This is a genomic window from Streptomyces sp. NPDC040718 (genome assembly GCF_055593565.1).
On record NZ_JBVIXO010000004.1, the window covers coordinates 145708 to 164548 of the forward strand.

Here is an 18841-nt window from a genome sequence, read left to right on the forward strand (position 1 = left end):
ACATGACGTACAGCGGAGCGGTCAAGGTCGGCGGTCCGGCCGACGTGCACGAACTCGCGGACCTGATGATTTCCAAGGTCGCGGTCGGTTCCATGAACAACAACGCGTACCTGCTGCGCTGCCGGGCCACCGGCGAGCAGCTGCTGATCGACGCGGCAGCGGAGGCGGACACCCTGCTGCACCTGATCGGCGACGACGGCATCGCGTCCGTCGTCACCACCCACCAGCACGGCGACCACTGGGGCGCGCTCCAGGCCGTCGTCGACGCCACCGGGGCGCGCACCCACGCCGGCGCGTACGACGCCGAGGGCATCCCCGTCCCCACGGACGTGCTGGTCCAGGACGGCGACACGATCACGGTCGGGCGGGTCTCCCTGACCGCGCGCCACCTGGTCGGGCACACCCCCGGCTCGATCGCGCTGGTCTACGACGACCCGCACGGGCACCCGCACGTGTTCACCGGCGACTGCCTCTTCCCGGGCGGTCCTGGCCGGACAACACAGCCGGAGGAGTTCAACACCCTCATGGACGGCCTGGAGGCCAAGCTGTTCGGCGTCCTCCCGGATGAGACCTGGGTCTATCCGGGCCACGGTAACGACACCACCCTCGGCAAGGAGCGGCCTCACCTCGCGGAGTGGCGCGCGCGAGGCTGGTAGCCACGACACATACCGCACAGCCGACGGCACCCGTGCGCGTGGGTGCAGCCGATACCCCTCGGTCGTCTCTATCAATTCCGGACGTTTCTCCCTTGGGTGGCCTGAACGCTGATTCAAGACCGTTCAGGCAGAAATCCGGCCATCCGCAGAACTCCCAGCGACGGCCCACTCACTGTCCGCCTAGATTCAGCCGTGGTCCGGGCGCTCCGCAGCGACCCGAGCCGAAGGCCCATTCACCGAATCTGAAGGGGGAGTCGCATGCCTGACATCGATCTCGGACTGGCGACGGACTGGAACGAGGGGGACACCCACGGCCGCGTGAAGCTGCGGCAGAACCAGGTCTACCCGACCTCGCCCAAGAAGGACGTGCTCATCAGCTCCCCCGTGAGCATCGAGCTCTCGGTGAACTCGAACTACTCCACCTCCCAGGAGGCGGACAAGATCTACTTCACGACCCATCACGGCTCGACGAAGAAGATCATCGCGGTGCTCGACTCCGACGGGAACCTGCACATCGCCGGACGTCTGATCACCGAGCAGAAGGACCTCGGCTACTAGCGGCTGCCCGCTCTGCGCCGGGCGACGAGGCCGCGCTCCCGAGTGAGCCGGCATCTGCCTCCCACCCGCACGGCGCAAGGGCCCGCGCGACCCGATACCGGTCGCGCGGGCCCGTCCCGTGTCCGGGAGTTCGTCGCTACCCAAGTATCGGTCCGGGCAGGACTGGCGGAGCCCAGCCAGTCCTTACCGCCCTCAGGTGATGGCTGACAGGGAAGCGCTCGTTCCCGGGCGGCGTGGGCAACACGTGGGGCGACGCGAAGAACTTCGCCAGCCTCATCGACGACGTCCAGCACAAGCTGTTCGAGCAGCTGCCGGACGAGACCTGGGTCTACCCGGGCCACGGGAACGACACCACGCTCGGCACCGAGCGCCCGCACCTCGCGGAGTGGCGCGAGCGCGGCTGGTAGCGATCGCGGTCAACTCCGCGGGGCCGCGCACTCCTTCCGGTCGACCTTGACCGAACGCATGTCCTGTGGGTGCGGGTTGGGGTAGTTGCTGCACCATGCAACAACACCCCTCCCCGTCCCCCGCCACCTCCCCTTCCTCCCCCTCGATGCTGCGGCTCGCCACCGCCTCCCTGGTCGGCACCGCCATCGAGTTCTACGACTTCTTCGTCTACGGCACGGCCGCGGCCCTGGTCCTCGGCCCGCTCTTCTTCCCCTCCTTCTCTCCGCTCGCCGGGACCCTCGCCGCCTTCGGCACGTTCGGCGTCGGATTCCTGGCCCGCCCGCTCGGCTCGGCCCTCTTCGGCCACATCGGCGACCGCTACGGGCGCCGTCCCGTGCTGCTCGGCTCGCTGCTCCTGACCGGCCTCGCCACGGTGGCCGTCGGGTGCGTGCCCTCCTTCTCCGCCATCGGCATCGCGGCGCCGGTCCTGCTGCTCCTGCTGCGCTTCCTCCAGGGGCTGGGCCTCGGGGGCGAATGGGGCGGGGCGGTCCTGCTGACCGCCGAGCACGCCCCGGAGCGGCGGCGCGGACTGTGGTCGAGCTTCCCGCAGATGGGCCCCGCGGCCGGCTTCCTGATGGCCAACGGCCTGACGCTGGGGCTGTCCGGGACGCTGAGCGAGGCCGAGTTCGCGGCCTGGGGCTGGCGGGTGCCGTTCTGGGCGGCCGGGCTGCTGGCGCTGGCCGGGCTGTGGCTGCGCCGGTCCGTCGAGGAGACCCCGGAGTTCCGCACGCTCGCCGAGGCCGGCCGGCAGGCCGACGCCCCGCTGGCCGAGGTGGTGCGCGGCCACTGGCGGCTGCTCCTGCTGACGGGCGGGGCGATGGCGGTCGGCTACGCCGTCTTCTACACGGTCACCACCTGGTCCCTCGCGTACGCCACCGGCCGCGCGGGCGTGGACCGCACCGTGATGCTGGCCATCGTGATGGCGGCGGTCCTGCTCATGGGGCTGGCCACCCCGCCGCTGGCGGTGCTCGGCGACCGCTGGGGACGGCGGCCGCTCTGCCTGGCCGGCAGTGCGGCCTGCGCGCTGTGGATGTTCCCCTTCGTCGCCCTGCTGAACACGGCGGATCCGCTGCTGATGACGGTGGGCTGCGTCGGCGCGCTGCTGGCGATGGTGCTGATGTTCGCCGTGGTCGGCGCCTACCTGCCCGAGCTGTACGCCCCGCGCCTGCGCTGCACGGGCGCGGCCGTCGGCTACAACCTGGGCGGCGTGCTGGGCGGTGCGCTGACCCCGATCGTGGCGACGGCCCTGGCGGACGGCCCGGGCCCGCCGTGGGGCGTGGCGGTGTACCTGACGGGTGTCTCGCTGGTCAGCCTGGGCTGCTTCGCCCTGCTCCCGGAGACCCGGCCGGCCCTGGCCCGGGCGGCGAGGAGCGAGCCCGCGGTGGCCTGAGGCGCGTGCGCCGCGGAAACGGGGACGGGCCCGGGAGCAGCTGCTCCCGGGCCCGTCCCCGTACGGTCGGCCGTGGGGCCGGTCAGGCGTCGACGCTCTTGGGCTCCGCGGCGTCGGCCTCGGCCGCGGCCTGCTTCTTCGAGGCGATCAGGCTGGTGATGGTGGTGATGACCAGGACACCGCAGATGACGCCCAGGGAGACCGGGATGGAGATCTGCGGTACGTGCACCCCGGACTCGTGCAGGGCGTGCAGCACCAGCTTGACGCCGATGAAGCCGAGGATCACCGACAGGCCGTAGCTGAGGTGGACCAGCTTCTTGAGCAGGCCGCCGATCAGGAAGTACAGCTGGCGCAGACCCATGAGGGCGAAGGCGTTGGCGGTGAAGACGATGTACGGGTCCTGGGTGAGGCCGAAGATCGCGGGGATCGAGTCCAGGGCGAAGAGCACGTCGGTGGTGCCGATGGCGAGCATCACGACCATCAGCGGGGTGAGTACGCGCTTGCCGTTGTTCTGGATGAAGAGCTTGGTGCCGTGGTAGCGGTCGGCGACGCCGAACTTCTTCTCGATCGACTTGAGGAGGCGGTTCTCCTCGAACTCGTCCTCGTCCTCGTCCTTGCGCGCCTCCTGGATCAGCTTCCAGGCGGTGTAGATCAGGAAGGCGCCGAAGATGTAGAAGACCCACGAGAAGGTGGTGATGATCGCGGCGCCGGCCGCGATGAAGATCGCGCGCAGTACGAGGGCGATCAGTACGCCCACCAGCAGGACGCGCTGCTGGAGGTGGGAGGGCACGGAGAACTTCGCCATGATCAGGACGAAGACGAAGAGGTTGTCCACGCTCAGGGACTTCTCGGTGATGAAACCGGCGAAGAACTCCTGGGAGGCCTGGCCGCTGCCGAAGAACAGCAGGCCGAGGCCGAAGAGGACGGCGAGGACGATCCAGACGACGGTCCAGATGCCCGCTTCCTTGATCGAAACGTCGTGCGGTTTGCGGCCGATGAGGAAATCGGCGCCGATGAGGATGCAGAGACCGGCAATGGTCAGCACCCAGAGGGTCAACGAAACGTCCACGGTATTCACGCCTCCGGCGGATGGCTCAGCACATGGTCAGCGTCATCGCTGCCGGAGGTCTCTTCCACCCGGCGGCCGGGAGGCCGCGGGCCGGCGCCCCGGGACCCACTGCGCAGATCACCACAGTGGTCCGTATTGACGGGCACGCCGCGCAGGAAATAGCAGGAATACTCCCCTCCGCGGGTACCAGGGTACCCGCGGAGGAGGTGAAAGGTAAAGGGCTCCCCAAGAAGGGGTCACCGGCCGGTCATGGACCGCTCACGGGCGGGCCGTGCGCCGTGCCTCCACCACCCGGTCCAGAGCCCGTTCGAGCACCGTGCTGCCCTGCGGGGGCAGGTCCGGCTCGAAGGTCCAGGCGTGCTGCACCCAGGGGTCGGCGAGGTGGCTGTCCGGCACGGGGGACAGCCGCATCAGCGAGCGCCACAGCGGGTCCAGCAGCGGCCCGTACGCGGAGGCCTCGTCCCGGTCGGCGACCATCAGGAGGTGCACCCCGACCGCCGGGCCCTCGTCGGCCAGGTAGCGCAGCTGGGTGACCGCCCGGTCGTCGAATCCGTGCGGGAAGTCGTGCACGAGCAGCAGTTGCTCGGCCCGGTCCACGTCCGCGGGCAGCTCCTCGGGGGCGCCGGCGCGCAGCGCCATCTGTACGAGGTCCACGCGCCGCGTGAGCCGCGCCAGGGTCCGGCCGACCCCCTCGGCGCCGGCGGCGGGCGGCGCCGCGAGCACCCCGGCCCGCACCAGCGGGGCCAGCGAGGCGGCGCCCGCCCCGGCGGCGTCGATGACGTGGACGGAGAACCGGTCCGCGGGGTGCACCGCGAGCAGCCGTACCGCGTGTGCGACGGCCATGTCCATGGCGGCGCGGCGCAGCCGGTCGGTGTCCATGGCCATGGCGGCCTCGGAGCCGGTACGGCCGTTGTCGATCCACAGGCCGCGCTCCAGCGGGACCCGCATCAGCATCGGGATCCGCAGGCCCGGCATCTCGGGCAGGCTCAGGTTGCCCAGGCGCAGCGCGAGCGGGGCCTCCTCGGGCACGCCCCCGCCGTGCCAGACGGGGTTGTCCCAGCGGGCGTACGCGGCCGGCAGCGCGGGCTCGACCACCTCGGACTCGGCGACCAGCTGGGCGAGGTCCCGGTCGAGGACGGCCCTGGCCTGCGCGACGAGATCGTCCCGGCGGGCCCGGGCGGTTTCGCGGGCGGCGTCCCCGGCGCCGCCGATGCGGTGGCGCGGGTCGGACAGGACCCCGTCCAGTTCGCGGTCCTGCCGCGAGTCGGCGAAGTCGACGGCGCTGCGGTAGGCGGCCACCGTGCGGGCCAGGTCCTCGAACATGCCCCAGACCTGGTTGTAGAGCCGCTCGTCCATGGACCAGCCGCCGGCGTCGCCTGCGACCGGGGCCGGGGGCCGGCCCGGCTCGGCGGCGGCCGCGGGCCGGGGAGCGGGCTCGGGCGCCTCGGCGCTGGTGCGGCGGCGGCGCGGGTGCGCGTAGTCGATGGTGGGCGGGCCCGAGGCCGCGGCGGGGTCCCCCGGGGCGGAGGGCGCGGGGCCGGGCGTACCCGGGTAGGGCACCCCGGAGACCGGGACCGGGTCCGGCGCTCCGGGGGTGGGGGCCGGGGCCGCCTGCCGGCCGGGGTGCGGCGCGCCCTGGGTCTGCGGGGGCAGGGAGGCGAGGGCGCGGTCGCCCCCGGCGGGCCCCGCGGACCCTCGCAGGGCGGCCGCGGCCAGCTCGGCGGCCTCCGGCGCGGGCAGGCCGCCGTCGGCGAGCAGGGCGCCGAGGCCCTCGGCGTACCCCTGGCCGACGGCCCGGACCTTCCAGGCGCCCTGGCGCCGGTAGAGCTCCAGGGCCACCACGGCGGTCTCGGCGTCCAGCCCGGTGAGGGTGAAGCCGGCGAGCTCGGGCCCGTCCGGCGGGGCCACCGCCGCGTGCGGGGGCGGCACGGAGCCGAAGCTCAGCGGCCCGCCGGGCGGCAGCACGAGGAGCAGGCCGATCCGGTGGACCTCCGCGGCGACGGCTTCGAGGTCGACCGCCAGCGTGTGCCGGTCGGCGGCCTCCTGCGGCAGCCGGAGCCAGGAGGGGGCCGGGGCGCCCGGCCGGGCGAGCGCCCCGGGGCCCGTGAGGCGGCCCTGCTCGTCGGCCAGGGACGCCAGGGCGAGCACGGGTGTGCCCGCCGCGACCCTGACCTCGACCCTGTCGTGGGGCACGGGGTGGTTCTGCCCCCGGACCAGTTCGGCCGTCATCGTGCAGCCCCTCCCCCGTGCCTTCTTCTCTTGTTCGGTACTGCTCTTACAGGTGCGGCAGGATCGCCGGCATCAGGTCCTGGAAGGTCCGGCCGTTGGCCGGGTTGCCGAGGGCCGTCATCTGCCAGCCGCTGCCGGCCCGGGACACCTTCGCCATGATCTGCGCGGTGTACTGGCCGCCGCCGTCGAGGGTGTAGCGGGCCAGCTCCTGGCCGTTGGTCTCGTCGACGATGCGGCAGAAGGCGTTCTGCACTTCCTGGAAGGTCTGGCCGGTGAACGAGTTCACCGTGAAGACGATCGTGTCGATGTGCACCGGGACCCGCTGGAGGTCGACGAGGATGGCCTCGTCGTCCCCGCCCTGGCCGACGCCGCCGACCAGGTTGTCGCCGGTGTGGCGGACCGAGCCGTCGTCGCTCTGCAGGTGCCGGAAGAACACCACGTCCACCGGCTGCTTGTCGGCGAAGAGCACCGCCGACGCGTCAAGGTCGATCTCCCGCGTCCGCGAGCCGAACAGCCCCCGGCGCTTGGCCGCCTGCCAACCGAGACCCATCCGGACCGCGGTCAGCGTGCCGCCGTCCGTCTTCTGCAGACTGATGGCCTGACCCTTGGTCATGTTGACCGTCACGCGCGTTCCCCTCTCCATAGCCCGCCCCTAAAGGCCCGCAGCGTGCACCTGCGGCGTTTCCACACCCTACTGACCGCCCCCGGGTCAGGCGAGGCCCGCTTCCCTCATCTGGCGAAGCTCCTTCTTCAGCTCGCCCACCTCGTCCCTGATCCGGGCGGCGACCTCGAACTGGAGCTCGGCGGCCGCTCCCCTCATCCGCTCGGTCATCTGCTCGATGAGCGCTGCCAGTTCGGCGGCGGGCCGGTCGGTCGGCGCGGCGGCCGCCGCCGCCGCACCCTTGGCGGCCTTGCCGCCCTTCCCCTTGGCCGGGGCCGCGGCCTTGCCGCCGAGCGCGGGGACCGGCGCCTTGGCGCCCTTGCCGTCCTTGGCCTGCCGGTAGCCGGTGCCGAGGAGCTCCTCGGTGTCCAGCTCCTCGCGGGCGATGGTGGCGACGATGTCGTTGATCTTCTTGCGCAGCGGCTGCGGGTCGATCCCGTTGGCCGTGTTGTAGGCGATCTGCTTCTCGCGGCGCCGGTTGGTCTCCTCGATGGCCTTCTCCATCGCCGGGGTCATCTTGTCCGCGTACATGTGGACCTGGCCGGAGACGTTGCGCGCGGCGCGGCCGATGGTCTGGATGAGGGAGGTCCCCGAGCGCAGGAAGCCCTCCTTGTCGGCGTCGAGGATCGCCACGAGCGACACCTCGGGCAGGTCGAGGCCCTCGCGGAGCAGGTTGATGCCGACCAGGACGTCGTACTCGCCGGCCCGCAGCTCGCGCAGCAGCTCGATGCGGCGCAGGGTGTCGACGTCGCTGTGCAGGTAGCGGACCTGGATGCCCAGCTCAAGGAAGTAGTCGGTGAGGTCCTCGGCCATCTTCTTGGTGAGGGTGGTGACCAGGACCCGCTCGTCCTTCTCCACGCGGCTGCGGATCTCGTGCACCAGGTCGTCGATCTGGCCCTCGGTGGGCTTGACGACGACCTCGGGGTCGACGAGGCCGGTGGGGCGGATGATCTGCTCGACGAAGCCGTCGCCGCGGGAGAGCTCGTACTTGCCGGGGGTGGCCGACAGGTAGACGGTCTGGCCGACCCGCTCCAGGAACTCCTCCCACTTCAGCGGCCGGTTGTCGAGCGCGGACGGCAGCCGGAAGCCGTGGTCGACCAGGGTCCGCTTGCGCGAGGCGTCGCCCTCGTACATGGCGCCGATCTGCGGCACGGTGACGTGCGACTCGTCGATGACGAGGAGGAAGTCCTCGGGGAAGTAGTCGATGAGGGTGTTGGGCGCCGAGCCGCGCTCGCGGTCGTCCATGTGCAGGGAGTAGTTCTCGATGCCGGAGCAGGAGCCGATCTGGCGCATCATCTCCAGGTCGTAGGTGGTGCGCATGCGCAGCCGCTGGGCCTCCAGCATCTTGCCCTGCTTCTCGAGCTCCGCGAGCCGCTCGGCGAGCTCGGCCTCGATGCCGGTGATCGCCTTCTCCATGCGCTCGGGTCCGGCGACGTAGTGGCTGGCGGGGAAGACGTAGAGCTCGCGGTCCTCGCTGATGACCTCGCCGGTCAGCGGGTGCAGTGTGGACAGCGCCTCGATCTCGTCGCCGAACATCTCGATGCGGACGGCCAGTTCCTCATAGACCGGGAAGATCTCGATGGTGTCGCCGCGCACCCGGAACGTGCCGCGTGTGAAGGCCAGGTCGTTGCGCGTGTACTGGATGTCGACGAAGCGGCGCAGCAGCTGGTCCCGGTCGATCTCCTCGCCCACCTTGAGGGGGACCATCCGGTCCACGTACTCCTGCGGGGTGCCGAGGCCGTAGATGCAGGACACGGAGGCGACGACGATCACGTCGCGCCGGGTCAGCAGCGAGTTGGTCGCGGAGTGGCGCAGCCGCTCCACCTCCTCGTTGATCGAGGAGTCCTTCTCGATGTAGGTGTCGGACTGCGGTACGTAGGCCTCGGGCTGGTAGTAGTCGTAGTACGAGACGAAGTACTCGACGGCGTTGTTCGGCAGGAGCTCGCGGAACTCGTTGGCCAGCTGGGCGGCCAGCGTCTTGTTCGGCGCCATCACCAGCGTGGGGCGCTGGAGCTTCTCGATCATCCACGCCGTGGTCGCGGACTTGCCGGTACCGGTCGCGCCGAGCAGTACGACGTCCTTCTCACCTGCGCGGATGCGCTTCTCCAGCTCGGCGATGGCCGCCGGCTGGTCACCGCTGGGCTGGTACGGGCTGACGACCTCAAAGGGTGCCACCGTGCGTTCGATCTTCGATACGGGCCGCATGAGTCCACCGTACGACCCCGCACTGACACTCACGCCCTTCCGCGGGTCCGCGGGGGCCTGCCACAGGTCCGGCGGGCGGAGCGGATCTCCTCCTTTCCGGTCTGTTTGTCGTAGTTCGGTGGCGTCCCGGTGATCTTCGCGCCGATGATCGCGGTGAACGCTCCACCGTGAAGTGCACCGCCGCAACGGCTCCCGCTCCGCACCCGTCTGACGCAGGACCAGGGCTCACGACCCGAGGAGAAAGCACATGTACGTCCGACCCGCCACCGCGGCAGCCGCCGCGATCCTGGGTTTCGCCCTCACGGTGCTGGGCGGTACGGCCTCCCCGGCCGCCACCGGCCCCGGCTCCCCCGGCACCGCGAGCGGGGTCCTGGGCCCCGTCGTGTACGCCCACCGGGGGGCTTCCGCGTACGCCCCGGAGAACACCCTCGAAGCGATCGACCTGGCCCGGCGGCTGGGCTTCGACTGGGTGGAGAACGACGTCCAGCGGACGAAGGACGGCGAGCTGGTGGTGGTCCACGACGACACCCTCGCCCGCACCACCGACGCCGAGCAGGTCTTCCCCGACCGTGCGCCCTGGCGGGTCCGGGACTTCACGGCGGCGGAGATCGGGCGGCTGGACGCGGGCGGCTGGTTCGCGCCGCGCTTCGCGGGCGCCCGGGTGCCGACGCTGCGCGAGTACATGGGCCGGGTCCAGGAGAACCGGCAGAAGCTGCTGCTGGAGATCAAGAAGCCGGAGCTCTACCCCGGGATCGAGCGGCAGACGCTGGAGCTCCTGGACGAGCTGGGCTGGCTCGACGCGGACCACGTCGCGCGCCGTCTGGTGGTGCAGAGCTTCAGCGCCGACTCCGTGCGGACGGTGCACGGCCTGGGCCCCGACCTGGTGACGGCCTTCCTGGGCACCCCCGCCGTGGCCGACCTGCCCCGCTACGCGGAGTTCACGGACCGGATCAACCCGTGGCACACGACGATCTCGGCGGACTGGGTGACGGCGGTGCACGGCCTGCTGGGGGCCCACGGCAAGGCCATGGAGGTGGACACCTGGATCGTGGACGACGCGGCCACCGCCCGCAAGGTCCGGGACATGGGAGTGGACGGGATCATCACGAACGCGCCCGACGTGGTGCAGAACGCCGTGATCGGCTTCGGGGACTTCTGAGACCTCCGGGCCGGGACCGGGACGGGACTGCGCCGGGACTTGGACGGGGCTGGGCCGGGACTGCGCGGACACCCCCGGTGGGGGCCGGGAGCCGTCCGCGCTGTCGGTGGCGGGCCGTACCGTGGAGGCGTGGACAGCACCGAGCGGCCCCGCGGGCCGCACCTCGAATGGACCGTCGTCCCCAGTGACATCGGCCCCCTGCTCCTGGCCGCGACCCCCGAGGGTCTGGTCCGGGTCGAGTTCCACGCGCGCCCGGACCGGGCCGACCGGATGATCGGGTCGCTGGTCTCCCGGCTCGGCGCGGACGCGTGGCGGCCGGACCCGGGCGAGGAGGTGCTGCTGGCCGAGCCGATACGCCAGCTGGAGGCGTACTTCGCCGGCTCGCTGAGGCGCTTCGAGCTGCCGCTGGACTGGCGGCTCAGCTCGGGTTTCAACCGCCAGGTGCTGCTGGAGCTGGACCGCTCGGTGCCGTACGGGTCGGTCGTCGGGTACGGGGAGCTGGCCGCCCGGGTCGGGCAGCCGGGCGCGGCCCAGGCCGTGGGCAACGCCATGGGATCGAACCCGCTGCCCGTGGTCGTGGCCTGCCACCGCGTGGTGGAGAACGACGGCGGGATCGGGGGTTTCGGCGGCGGCGTGGAGACCAAGCGGATCCTGCTCGCGCTGGAGGGCGTGCTCCCACAGCCCCTCTTCTGACCTGCGGTTTCCGTAGCGCCGGTGACAGCGGGTGGCCGCGGGGCCCCGGGCCGCGATACCCGGTTCCCCCGCGAGGCCGGCGGTGGGAAACTGCCGCCGTGACCACTCCTGCCGTTCCGGGCCCCGTCCCGTCCGCTCCCGCCGCACCCGCCGCACCCGCCGCACCCGCCGCACCCGCGCGATGGGGGTGCCCGGCGTGAGCGCCTCCCCCGAAACCTCCGCGGGCCCCGTCGGCGCGGCCGCGCCGGTCGACGCCGCGGACCTCCCCCGGCTCCAGCGCCGGACGTCCGCGGTACTGATGGCCAGCCAGATCCTGGGCGGCCTGGGTGTGCCGATCAGCATCGCCCTGGCCCCCGTGCTGGCCACCGAGATCAGCGGCACCGAGGCCCTGTCCGGCTTCGCGTCCACCGCCGCCGTGATCGGCACCGCCCTGGTCTCGCTGCCGCTCGCCGCCCTGATGACCGCGCGCGGACGCCGGCCGGGGCTGGTGGTGGCGTACGCGATCGGCACGCTCGGCGCGGCCCTGGTGGTCCTCGCCGCCTCGGTCAAGAACTTCCCGCTGCTGATGCTCGGCATGGCCGCCTTCGGCGCGGCCTCCTCCGCCAACCTCCAGGCCCGCTTCGCCGCCGCCGACCTCGCCGCACCCGACCGGCGGGCCCGCGCGATCTCCCTCGTCGTGTGGTCCTCCACCCTGGGCGCGGTGCTCGGGCCCAACCTCTCCGCCCCCGCCAGCGACAGCTTCGCCGGCACCTCCATACCCCAGACGGCGGGTCCCTTCGTCTGGGCCGGCGCCGTCTTCGTCCTCACCGGCACGCTCCTCGCCGTGTTCCTGCGGCCGGACCCGCTGCTGACCGCCCGGGCCCTCGCCGGGGCCGGCGAGCAGTCCCGTCAGGCGCGCTCGCTGCGCGCGGGCATGGCCGCCGTGAAGGCCTCGCCACGGGCCAGGCTCGCACTGCTCACGGTCGCCGTGTCACACACCGCCATGGTCTCGATCATGGTGATGACCCCGATGGACCTCAGCCACCACGGCGCCGGCCTGCGCCTCGTCGGCCTGGTGATCAGCGGACACATCGCGGGCATGTTCGCCTTCTCCCCCGTCATGGGCTGGCTCGCCGACCGCCTCGGCCGGCTGTCCGTGATCGGGCTCGCGACCGGACTGCTCTCCATCGCCGCCCTGCTCGCCGGCACGGCCGACGGGAACCACGCCCAGAGCGCGGCCGGCCTCTTCCTGCTCGGGCTCGGCTGGTCCGCCGGAATGGTCTCCGGCTCCGCGCTGCTGACCGACTCGGTGCCCCAGGCCGCGCGGGCCGCCGTACAGGGCCTGAGCGACCTGACGATGAACACCGCCGCCGGTGTCGGCGGAGCCGCCGCCGGGCTGGTCATGTCGCAGGCCGGCTACGGCTGGCTCAACGCGATCGGTGCCGCGCTGCTCCTGCCGATGGCGGCGCTCGCCCTGCTCACCGCCCGGCGCCACCCGGAGCCGGCGAAGCCGGGGGGCCTCAGCAGTTGATGTGGTAGGCCTTGCGCAGCGTCTCGTGGACCGTCCAGGTGGTCCGGTCGCCCTCGCGCAGCACACAGGCCGAGCCGGGGCCCACCTCGAACGTCGCGCCGCCCTCGACCTCGATGGTGGCGCGGCCGCTGACCACCACGAACAGTTCGTCGGCCTCGGTGTCGGTGACCACTCCGGGGGTGATCTGCCAGATCCCCCGGATCTGCGAGCCGTCCGCCGACTCCCACAGCACCTTGCCGGTCACGGCCGGCGTGCCGGAGACGATCTGCGCGGGGTCGAGCTCCTCGGCCTCCAGCTCGGCGTCGGGAACGTCCGCGACGGACACGGCGAAGGAGGCGGGGGCGCTGTGGTCACTGGTGCTCATGGTGCGTCAGCCTAGGGCCGCCGTCCCCGCCCACGGGGTGACCAGAGCGTCCAGCGCGGGCGCGTCCGACGCGTCATTCCGTCGAGCGCGTCCGCACCACGGGCCGGCGCGCCCCGAGAACGGGCTGGTGGAAGCCGGTGTCCTCGGCGGGGTGCCAGACGGGCTCGCCGAAGCCCGCCTGCCGCACGTACCGCGCCGTCTCCTCCTCGGGCAGCGCCCAGTAGGCCGTGGTCGAGGTGTGCGTGCTCCAGGTGTCGCCCGACGGCAGCAGCTGGAGAGTTCCACGTCGTAGCGCTCGCCGTCGGCGTGCCAGTGCCACAGCTGGAAGGTGACGGTCCGCCCCTCCGGCCCGGTCCGCACGTACGGGGCCTGGCTCGCGGGGCGGGTCCGGCGCAGTTCGCCGTAGGGGCGGGTGGAGAGCAGCAGCAGCCCGCCGGGGCGCAGCACCCGGCGGCTTTCGGCCAGCGCGGCACCCACGTCCTCGGCGGTCAGCAGGTGCGGAAGCGCGTTGTCGGCGCACACGACGGCGTCGAAGGAGGCGTCGGGGAAGGGCAGCGCGCGCATGTCGGCGGCCGCGACCGGCAGCGCCAGTCCGCGGGCGGCCGCCTCGCGCGCGGCGCGTGCCGCGGCGACGGGGCTGAGGTCGGTGCCGGTGACCCGGTGGCCCAGGCCCGCCAGGCCCAGCGCCTGGGTGCCGATCCCGCAGGCGCTGTCGAGCACGGTGTGCGGTCCCGGGCCGAGCGAGGCCTTGAGCAGGGCGTCGAGAGCACGGCCCTGGCGGGCGATGCTCGCGTCCCAGTCCGCGTACATGAGGTCGTAGCGGAGGGCGAGTTCGTCGTAGAAGCTCCGGGTGTCCATCCGGGCACGCTACTCGGACAGGTTCGCGCCGGAGCGGGAAGGGCGTGTTTGGGGGCGCGAATCCCGTGCCAGGGATGGGGACATGCCACAGCACAGAGCATCCGAGGTCCCGGTCCTGTCGGAAGAGGTGCGCGAGGCGCTCGCCGCCCGCCGGCCCGTCGTCGCCCTGGAGTCGACGATCATCGCGCACGGCCTGCCGCGCCCCCGCAACCTGGAGGTGGGTCTGGAACTGGAGGAACTGGTCCGGGCGGAGGGCGCGGTACCGGCGACCGTCGCCGTGGTGGACGGGGTCCCGAGGGCCGGCCTCGACAAGGCCGCGCTGGAGCGGATCGCCGCCGGGGAGGGCGTGCGCAAGCTGGGCCACCGGGACCTCGCGCCCGCCCTCGCGGCGGGGGCGACCGGGGCGACGACGGTGTCGGCGACGGCCTTCCTGGCCGCGCGGGCGGGGCTGCGGGTGTTCGCCACGGGCGGGCTGGGCGGCGTACACCGGGAGTGGACGCTCTCGCAGGACGAGTCGGCGGACCTGTCGCTGCTCGCCCGGACCCGGATCACGGTCGTGTGCGCGGGCGTGAAGTCGATCCTGGACGTGCCGGCCACGCTCCAGCGCCTCGAAACGCTCGGGGTCGGGGTCGTCGGCTACCGGACGGAGCGCTTCCCCGGCTTCTACCTGGCCGACTCGGGAGAGCCGGTCGACTGGACGGTGGAGGAGCCGGAGGAGGTGGCGGCGGTGATGGCCGCTCAGGACGCCGTCGGCGGACCGGAGTCGGCACTGCTGGTCGCCAACCCGGTGGCGGAGGCGGAACAGCTGGATCCGGCACTGCACGACCGGGTCCTGTCCGAGGCCCTGGCCGAGTGCCGGGAGCGCGGCATCGCGGGGCAGGCGGTGACGCCGTTCCTGCTGGACTTCCTGGTGCGCGCGACCGGCGGTGCCTCGCTGGAGGCGAACCTGGCCGCGGTACGCGGCAACGTGCGGCTCGGCGCCCGCATCGCGCGAGCCTGGGCGGCCCGCGCATGACGGCGGCGTCGGCGGAGACGCTGCCGGGCGCACTACCCGGCGCGCTGCTGGTGGTCGGCGACGTGGTGACGGACGTGGTGGCGGTGCACCGCGAGCCCCTGGCCCCGGCCACCGACACCACCGCCCGCATCCGCACCCTCCCCGGCGGGGCCGGGGCCAACGCCGCCTGCTGGGCGGCCCGGACGGGCACCGCGGAGGTGCGCCTGCTCGCGCGGGTGGGCTCCGAGTCGGCCCGCTGGCACGAGCGGGCGCTGGTCGACGCGGGGGTGCGGCCCCGGCTGGTGGTGGACCCGGCGGAGCCGACCGGGACGGTGGTGGCGCTGGTCGGCGAGGACGCGGAGCGCACCTTCCTGACCGACAGCGGGGCCTCGCTGCGGCTGTGCCCCGCCGACTGGGTGCCCGCGCTGCTGGACGGTGCCGGGCACCTGCACCTGTCGGGCTACCTGTTCTTCTCGGACAGCAGCCGGGAGCTGGCCCTGGTGGCGCTGCGGGCCGCCCGGACGCGCGGGGTGCCCGTGAGCGTCGACCCCGCCTCGGCGGGGTTCCTGGCCGAGCTGGGCCCCGAACGCTTCCTGGCCGCCGTGGCGGGGGCCGGCGTGCTCCTGCCGAACGAGGACGAGGCCCGGCTGCTGGCGGGCGTACGGGAGCCGGCCCGGGCGGCGGAGGAGCTCAGCCGGCGGGTTCCGCTGGTGGTGGTCACCCGGGGGTCGGGCGGGGCCCTCGTCGCCGAGGGCGGCCGGATCACCGCCGAGGTGGAGGCGGAGCCGGCCGAGGCGGTGGACACCACCGGCGCCGGGGACGCCTTCGCGGGCGGCTTCCTGGCGGCCCGCCTCTCGGGAGCCGGCCCGGGCGAATCCGCCCGGGCCGGCTGCCGCGCGGCCGCCGAATCGGTGACCCGCCTGGGCGGCCGCCCGCCCTTTTGACGCGCCGCGCCCATTTCCCGCGCGCCGCTCGCACGGCTCGGCCCTGGCGGGCCTCCCCGGCGTCGCGCCGCTGCGCCGGACTCCGTCGGTCGGGCCGGTGGGTCGGGCGCGGGTGGTGTGCCGCTGCGCGGGGCTGGCCCCTCCCCGCCCTTCAACCGTTCTCGCCCTCAATCGCCGGGCGCGGCCCACTGCACGGCGCTACCGCGCCCGCGCCTCTGACGCCGGCGGGGCTGGATCTTCCAGCCCCGCCGGATCAGAGGCGCGGGGGTCCGGGGGCGGAGCCCCCAGGGGGCGGGGCTCAGCCCCGGGGAACGGGCGAAGGGCGGGTGGGGGAACCGGCCCCGCGCAGCGGCACAGCATCCCCGCACCCGGCAGGGAGCCGGCACGGCTAGCTCCCGCGGATGCCCGTCCAGGCGGGGTGGCGGGGGTCGTCCGCGCGGACCAGGACGTCGGCCGTCGAGGCCGGGTCCGTGTCCCGCGCGTAACGGGCGAACGCCGCAAGGGTCCATCGCTCGGCCGCCGGCGTCCGCCGCCCCAGCGCCCCCGCCGAGAGGCTGACGTGCACGCTCAGGTCGAACGGGAACCAGTGCCCCAGCAGCAGCGGCCCGTGCACGACCACCACCCCGCCGGGCGGGAGTTCGGTGTACGGGCTGCGGGTGGCCCGGTCGGTGACCGGGTCCCACAGGTCGGGGAGTACCCGCCCGCTGCCGCCGGGGTCCGTCGGGCCGAACACCTCGCGCCACAGCGCGCCCGTGTCGTACCAGCTCCCGAGGTACGCGTCCACGTCCTCGCGCCCGTACTCGAACCGCAGCGACGCCGGCCGCAGGAACCCCCCGGCGGCCACCACGAGCACGGGCCGGCCGCGCGAGCGCAGCGCCCCGGCCAGTTCCTCCGCCAGGACCCCGGTGTCGGCCGCCGGCGCCCCGTCGATACCCACGCGCTGCCAGGTCCCGGCCTCCCGGGGGGCGTCGAGGTGGCCGGCGAGCCGTTCGGCCATCCGCTGCCAGGTGATCGCTTCCAGCTTCACGAGCCCATTGTCAGTGGTGCGTCCTAACGTTTTTCACGAGGGATCACCGGTGGAACGGAGCCGGCGGCCCTGCTCTTGGGGAGGGGTCTGTCATGGCTCGGGAGACGACGTATCTGGAGCTGTCGCAGGAGGACGGCGCGGCGCACAAGTTCTACGAGGTGACCCTGGACGGCACGGCCGTCTCGGTGCGCTACGGCCGCATCGGCGCGGCCGGCCAGCTGCAGAGCTCCTCGTTCCCGACGGCCGAGAAGGCGCGGGCGGCCGCCGCCAAGAAGATCGGCGAGAAGGTCCGCAAGGGGTACGCGCCGGCGGTGCGGGGGGCGCGCGCCGCCCGGTCGGTGACGCGCCGGCAGGTGGCCTCGGCGCCGTCCACGGCCCGCGCGGTGGCGCCGGTGCTGTGGCGCTTCCGCACCGGCTCCTCGGCCTTCGGCATCCACGTGGACGAGGACCGCTGCTGGGTGGGCAACCAGGCGGGGGACGTCTACACGGTGAGCCACGGCGGCGAGGTGCTGGCCCGCTACTCCCTGCCGGACGGGGTGAAGTGCCTGGTGGCGGACGAGTTCTGGATATACGCGGGCTGTGACGACGGCACGGTGTACGACCTGTCGTCGAAGGTGCCGTTCGGGGCGTACGGAATAGCCGCGGACGTGGACATCTACTGGCTCGACATCCACGAGGGCGTGCTCAACGTGTCGGACGCCAACGGCGGTCTGACGGTCATCGACCACGAGGACGAGCACCAGTGGTCGCGGAAGTCCTCCGGTACCGGTGCCTGGATGGTCCGGGCGGACGAGCGGGCCGTCTACCACGGGCACAGTGCCGGTGTGACGGCCTACGCGGCCGACGGGACCGGGCAGTTGTGGCACACCGCGACGCCCGGCGGGGTGCTGTTCGGCTGGCAGGAGGAGCACGCGGTGTACGCGGGCACGGTGCGCAACACCGTGCAGCGCCTGTCGAAGGCGACGGGCCGGGTCGAGGCCTCGTACCCGTGCGACTCGGCGGTGTACTCGTGCGCGACCTCTCCGGACGGCCGGCACGTCTTCGCCGGCGACTCCTCCTCCTCGGTGTACTGCTTCGACGCGGACGGGCGCCGGCTGTGGAAGCTGGGTACCGGTGGGGGTTCCGCCCTGTCGATGCAGTACCTGGACGAGCGGCTGTACCTGGTCACCACGGACGGGTCGCTGGTGTGCGTGGACGCGAGCGAGGCGGCGATCGCCGCGGCCCAGCAGGGTTCCGTGCCGACCGCGGTGGACGTGAAGTCGGCTGCCGCGCTGCCGGTGTTCACCCCGGCGGCCTCCGCGTCGGCGGTGGCGACGGTGTCGGTGGCCTCGGTCCCGGCCGGCGGTGTGGTGGTGGAGTGCGTCCAGCAGGGCGGACGGATGCGGGTGCAGGTGGTCTCGGACGGCTTCGACCACGGCTGGAACGTGCAGTTCCCGCGCGGGATCCGGGAGGCGGGCGCCCGGTACGTGGTGGACGGCCTGCACGCGGCGAGCGGTGGCTTCTACCGGGTGCGCGGGGAGATACGCCGACTGGTCTGAGCGGCGGCGCACCGGGGGTGCCCGGGGTCGGCGGGTCCGCCGGGCGGAGTCCGGGGGAGGCAGGGTGCGGCGCCCCGCGGGGCGGGGGCGTCCACCGACCAGAGGTCGTCCTCGGCGAGGGCGCAGGTTATCTGGAGGACGACGGGCCGGGAGCCCAGGTTGCGGCCGAGGTGTACGTGGCCGGCGCCGGCCGGTTCGACGAAGGTGGCCCCGGCAGGGTGCACCTCCACCGTGCCGTCGGACAGGTACCGGGTCAGGGTGCCGGACTTCACCACCGCCATCAGCGGGACGTGGTGGTAGTGCCATCCCGTGCAGCCGCCGGGGGCTATGACGACCTCCCGGCCCGTGAGGCCCGAGGGCGCCGCCTCCCTCGCCGCTCCCGCGGCTCTGGGGCGCCGTACCGTCGTCTGCCGTCCACCCATGTGCTCCTCCTTGCCAGGGGCTCACGGTAGACAGACCTCATGACTTCCAGTCGGATTTAATGAAAGACCAACAACCCTTCCGAGTCAGGTGATATGGAGACCTGCGGGCGGTATCAC

Annotated in this window: 16 protein-coding genes and 2 pseudogenes; 10 read left to right on the forward strand and 8 right to left on the reverse strand. The window is 73.2% G+C overall.

What is annotated here, in order from left to right:
* The first annotated feature begins 2 nt into the window (after positions 1–2).
* The 4 genes and pseudogenes from ACZ597_RS12180 (at position 3) to ACZ597_RS12195 (ending at position 3051) form a co-directional block, all read left to right on the forward strand.
* A complete protein-coding gene (locus ACZ597_RS12180) occupies positions 3–656 on the forward strand; it encodes an MBL fold metallo-hydrolase (protein WP_471328200.1) in 654 nt (217 codons plus the stop codon).
* Positions 657–914: 258 nt separating this feature from the next.
* Positions 915–1214 (forward strand): DUF6342 family protein, encoded by a 300-nt coding sequence (locus ACZ597_RS12185; RefSeq protein ID WP_471328202.1) that lies wholly within the window; start codon positions 915–917, stop codon positions 1212–1214.
* Between the two features lie 206 nt (positions 1215–1420).
* Positions 1421–1621, forward strand: a pseudogene (locus ACZ597_RS12190) (MBL fold metallo-hydrolase); the annotation flags it as partial.
* A 95-nt stretch (positions 1622–1716) separates the two neighbouring features.
* Positions 1717–3051, forward strand: coding sequence for an MFS transporter (locus tag ACZ597_RS12195; RefSeq protein ID WP_471328204.1), 1335 nt, complete (start codon positions 1717–1719; stop codon positions 3049–3051).
* A gap of 82 nt (positions 3052–3133) precedes the next feature.
* On the opposite strand, the gene ACZ597_RS12200 is transcribed toward ACZ597_RS12195, so the two are convergent.
* The 4 genes from ACZ597_RS12200 to uvrB form a co-directional block, all read right to left on the reverse strand.
* Entirely contained in the window at positions 3134–4120 is a 987-nt protein-coding gene (locus ACZ597_RS12200; RefSeq protein ID WP_471328205.1) for a TerC/Alx family metal homeostasis membrane protein, read from the reverse strand.
* Positions 4121–4378: 258 nt separating this feature from the next.
* The gene (locus ACZ597_RS12205) at positions 4379–6349 is read right to left on the reverse strand and encodes a TerD family protein (protein ID WP_471328207.1); all 1971 of its coding nucleotides are present in this window, start codon (positions 6347–6349) and stop codon (positions 4379–4381) included.
* 46 nt (positions 6350–6395) lie between these two features.
* On the reverse strand, positions 6396–6974 hold the full coding sequence (locus ACZ597_RS12210) for a TerD family protein (protein WP_470965174.1): 579 nt from the start codon (positions 6972–6974) through the stop codon (positions 6396–6398).
* Between the two features lie 84 nt (positions 6975–7058).
* Positions 7059–9215, reverse strand: coding sequence for an excinuclease ABC subunit UvrB (uvrB, locus tag ACZ597_RS12215; protein ID WP_471328210.1), 2157 nt, complete (start codon positions 9213–9215; stop codon positions 7059–7061).
* Between the two features lie 247 nt (positions 9216–9462).
* Between uvrB and ACZ597_RS12220 the strand changes: the two genes are divergently transcribed.
* The 3 genes from ACZ597_RS12220 to ACZ597_RS12230 all read left to right on the forward strand — a co-directional run bounded on the left by ACZ597_RS12220 (position 9463) and on the right by ACZ597_RS12230 (position 12577).
* Positions 9463–10374 carry a glycerophosphodiester phosphodiesterase gene (locus ACZ597_RS12220; protein ID WP_471328212.1) on the forward strand — a complete coding sequence of 304 codons (912 nt, stop codon included), beginning with the start codon at positions 9463–9465 and terminating at the stop codon, positions 10372–10374.
* A 129-nt stretch (positions 10375–10503) separates the two neighbouring features.
* The gene (locus tag ACZ597_RS12225; RefSeq protein WP_471328214.1) at positions 10504–11067 is read left to right on the forward strand and encodes a methylated-DNA--[protein]-cysteine S-methyltransferase; all 564 of its coding nucleotides are present in this window, start codon (positions 10504–10506) and stop codon (positions 11065–11067) included.
* A gap of 298 nt (positions 11068–11365) precedes the next feature.
* Complete coding sequence (locus tag ACZ597_RS12230) at positions 11366–12577, forward strand: MFS transporter (protein WP_471328871.1); 1212 nt, start codon at positions 11366–11368, stop codon at positions 12575–12577.
* Here ACZ597_RS12230 and ACZ597_RS12235 read toward each other — a convergent pair.
* Positions 12567–12941 (reverse strand): cupin domain-containing protein, encoded by a 375-nt coding sequence (locus ACZ597_RS12235; RefSeq protein ID WP_125603377.1) that lies wholly within the window; start codon positions 12939–12941, stop codon positions 12567–12569. The genes ACZ597_RS12230 and ACZ597_RS12235 overlap by 11 nt on opposite strands.
* Positions 12942–13014: 73 nt before the next feature.
* A pseudogene (locus ACZ597_RS12240) lies at positions 13015–13799 on the reverse strand (class I SAM-dependent methyltransferase).
* A gap of 82 nt (positions 13800–13881) precedes the next feature.
* Here ACZ597_RS12240 and ACZ597_RS12245 point away from each other — a divergent pair.
* Positions 13882–14814 carry a pseudouridine-5'-phosphate glycosidase gene (locus ACZ597_RS12245; protein WP_471328217.1) on the forward strand — a complete coding sequence of 311 codons (933 nt, stop codon included), beginning with the start codon at positions 13882–13884 and terminating at the stop codon, positions 14812–14814.
* Positions 14811–15737 carry a carbohydrate kinase family protein gene (locus tag ACZ597_RS12250; RefSeq protein ID WP_471328219.1) on the forward strand — a complete coding sequence of 309 codons (927 nt, stop codon included), beginning with the start codon at positions 14811–14813 and terminating at the stop codon, positions 15735–15737. The genes ACZ597_RS12245 and ACZ597_RS12250 overlap by 4 nt, the downstream gene beginning before the upstream one ends.
* Before the next feature lie 388 nt (positions 15738–16125).
* On the opposite strand, the gene ACZ597_RS12255 is transcribed toward ACZ597_RS12250, so the two are convergent.
* The gene (locus tag ACZ597_RS12255) at positions 16126–16764 is read right to left on the reverse strand and encodes a nucleoside/nucleotide kinase family protein (protein WP_471328221.1); all 639 of its coding nucleotides are present in this window, start codon (positions 16762–16764) and stop codon (positions 16126–16128) included.
* 92 nt (positions 16765–16856) lie between these two features.
* Here ACZ597_RS12255 and ACZ597_RS12260 point away from each other — a divergent pair, with 92 nt between their 5' ends.
* The gene (locus tag ACZ597_RS12260; RefSeq protein ID WP_471328223.1) at positions 16857–18302 is read left to right on the forward strand and encodes a WGR domain-containing protein; all 1446 of its coding nucleotides are present in this window, start codon (positions 16857–16859) and stop codon (positions 18300–18302) included.
* Here the strand turns inward: ACZ597_RS12260 and ACZ597_RS12265 are convergent.
* Positions 18266–18724, reverse strand: a complete 459-nt coding sequence (locus tag ACZ597_RS12265) for a cupin domain-containing protein (RefSeq protein ID WP_471328225.1) — start codon at positions 18722–18724, stop codon at positions 18266–18268. The two genes, ACZ597_RS12260 and ACZ597_RS12265, sit on opposite strands and share 37 nt — an antisense overlap.
* Positions 18725–18841: the final 117 nt, after the last annotated feature.

What these genes read in the sequence shown, in the direction of transcription:
- ACZ597_RS12205 (WP_471328207.1), bottom strand. Translation starts at nt 6,349, where the DNA reads ATGACGGCCGAACTGGTCCGGGGGCAGAACCACCCCGTGCCCCACGAC.
- ACZ597_RS12230 (WP_471328871.1), top strand. Translation starts at nt 11,366, where the DNA reads ATGGCCAGCCAGATCCTGGGCGGCCTGGGTGTGCCGATCAGCATCGCC.
- ACZ597_RS12245 (WP_471328217.1), top strand. Translation starts at nt 13,882, where the DNA reads ATGCCACAGCACAGAGCATCCGAGGTCCCGGTCCTGTCGGAAGAGGTG.
- ACZ597_RS12185 (WP_471328202.1), top strand. Translation starts at nt 915, where the DNA reads ATGCCTGACATCGATCTCGGACTGGCGACGGACTGGAACGAGGGGGAC.
- ACZ597_RS12235 (WP_125603377.1), bottom strand. Translation starts at nt 12,941, where the DNA reads ATGAGCACCAGTGACCACAGCGCCCCCGCCTCCTTCGCCGTGTCCGTC.
- ACZ597_RS12250 (WP_471328219.1), top strand. Translation starts at nt 14,811, where the DNA reads ATGACGGCGGCGTCGGCGGAGACGCTGCCGGGCGCACTACCCGGCGCG.
- uvrB (WP_471328210.1), bottom strand. Translation starts at nt 9,215, where the DNA reads ATGCGGCCCGTATCGAAGATCGAACGCACGGTGGCACCCTTTGAGGTC.
- ACZ597_RS12195 (WP_471328204.1), top strand. Translation starts at nt 1,717, where the DNA reads ATGCAACAACACCCCTCCCCGTCCCCCGCCACCTCCCCTTCCTCCCCC.
- ACZ597_RS12220 (WP_471328212.1), top strand. Translation starts at nt 9,463, where the DNA reads ATGTACGTCCGACCCGCCACCGCGGCAGCCGCCGCGATCCTGGGTTTC.
- ACZ597_RS12265 (WP_471328225.1), bottom strand. Translation starts at nt 18,724, where the DNA reads ATGGGTGGACGGCAGACGACGGTACGGCGCCCCAGAGCCGCGGGAGCG.
- ACZ597_RS12180 (WP_471328200.1), top strand. Translation starts at nt 3, where the DNA reads ATGACGTACAGCGGAGCGGTCAAGGTCGGCGGTCCGGCCGACGTGCAC.
- ACZ597_RS12260 (WP_471328223.1), top strand. Translation starts at nt 16,857, where the DNA reads ATGGCTCGGGAGACGACGTATCTGGAGCTGTCGCAGGAGGACGGCGCG.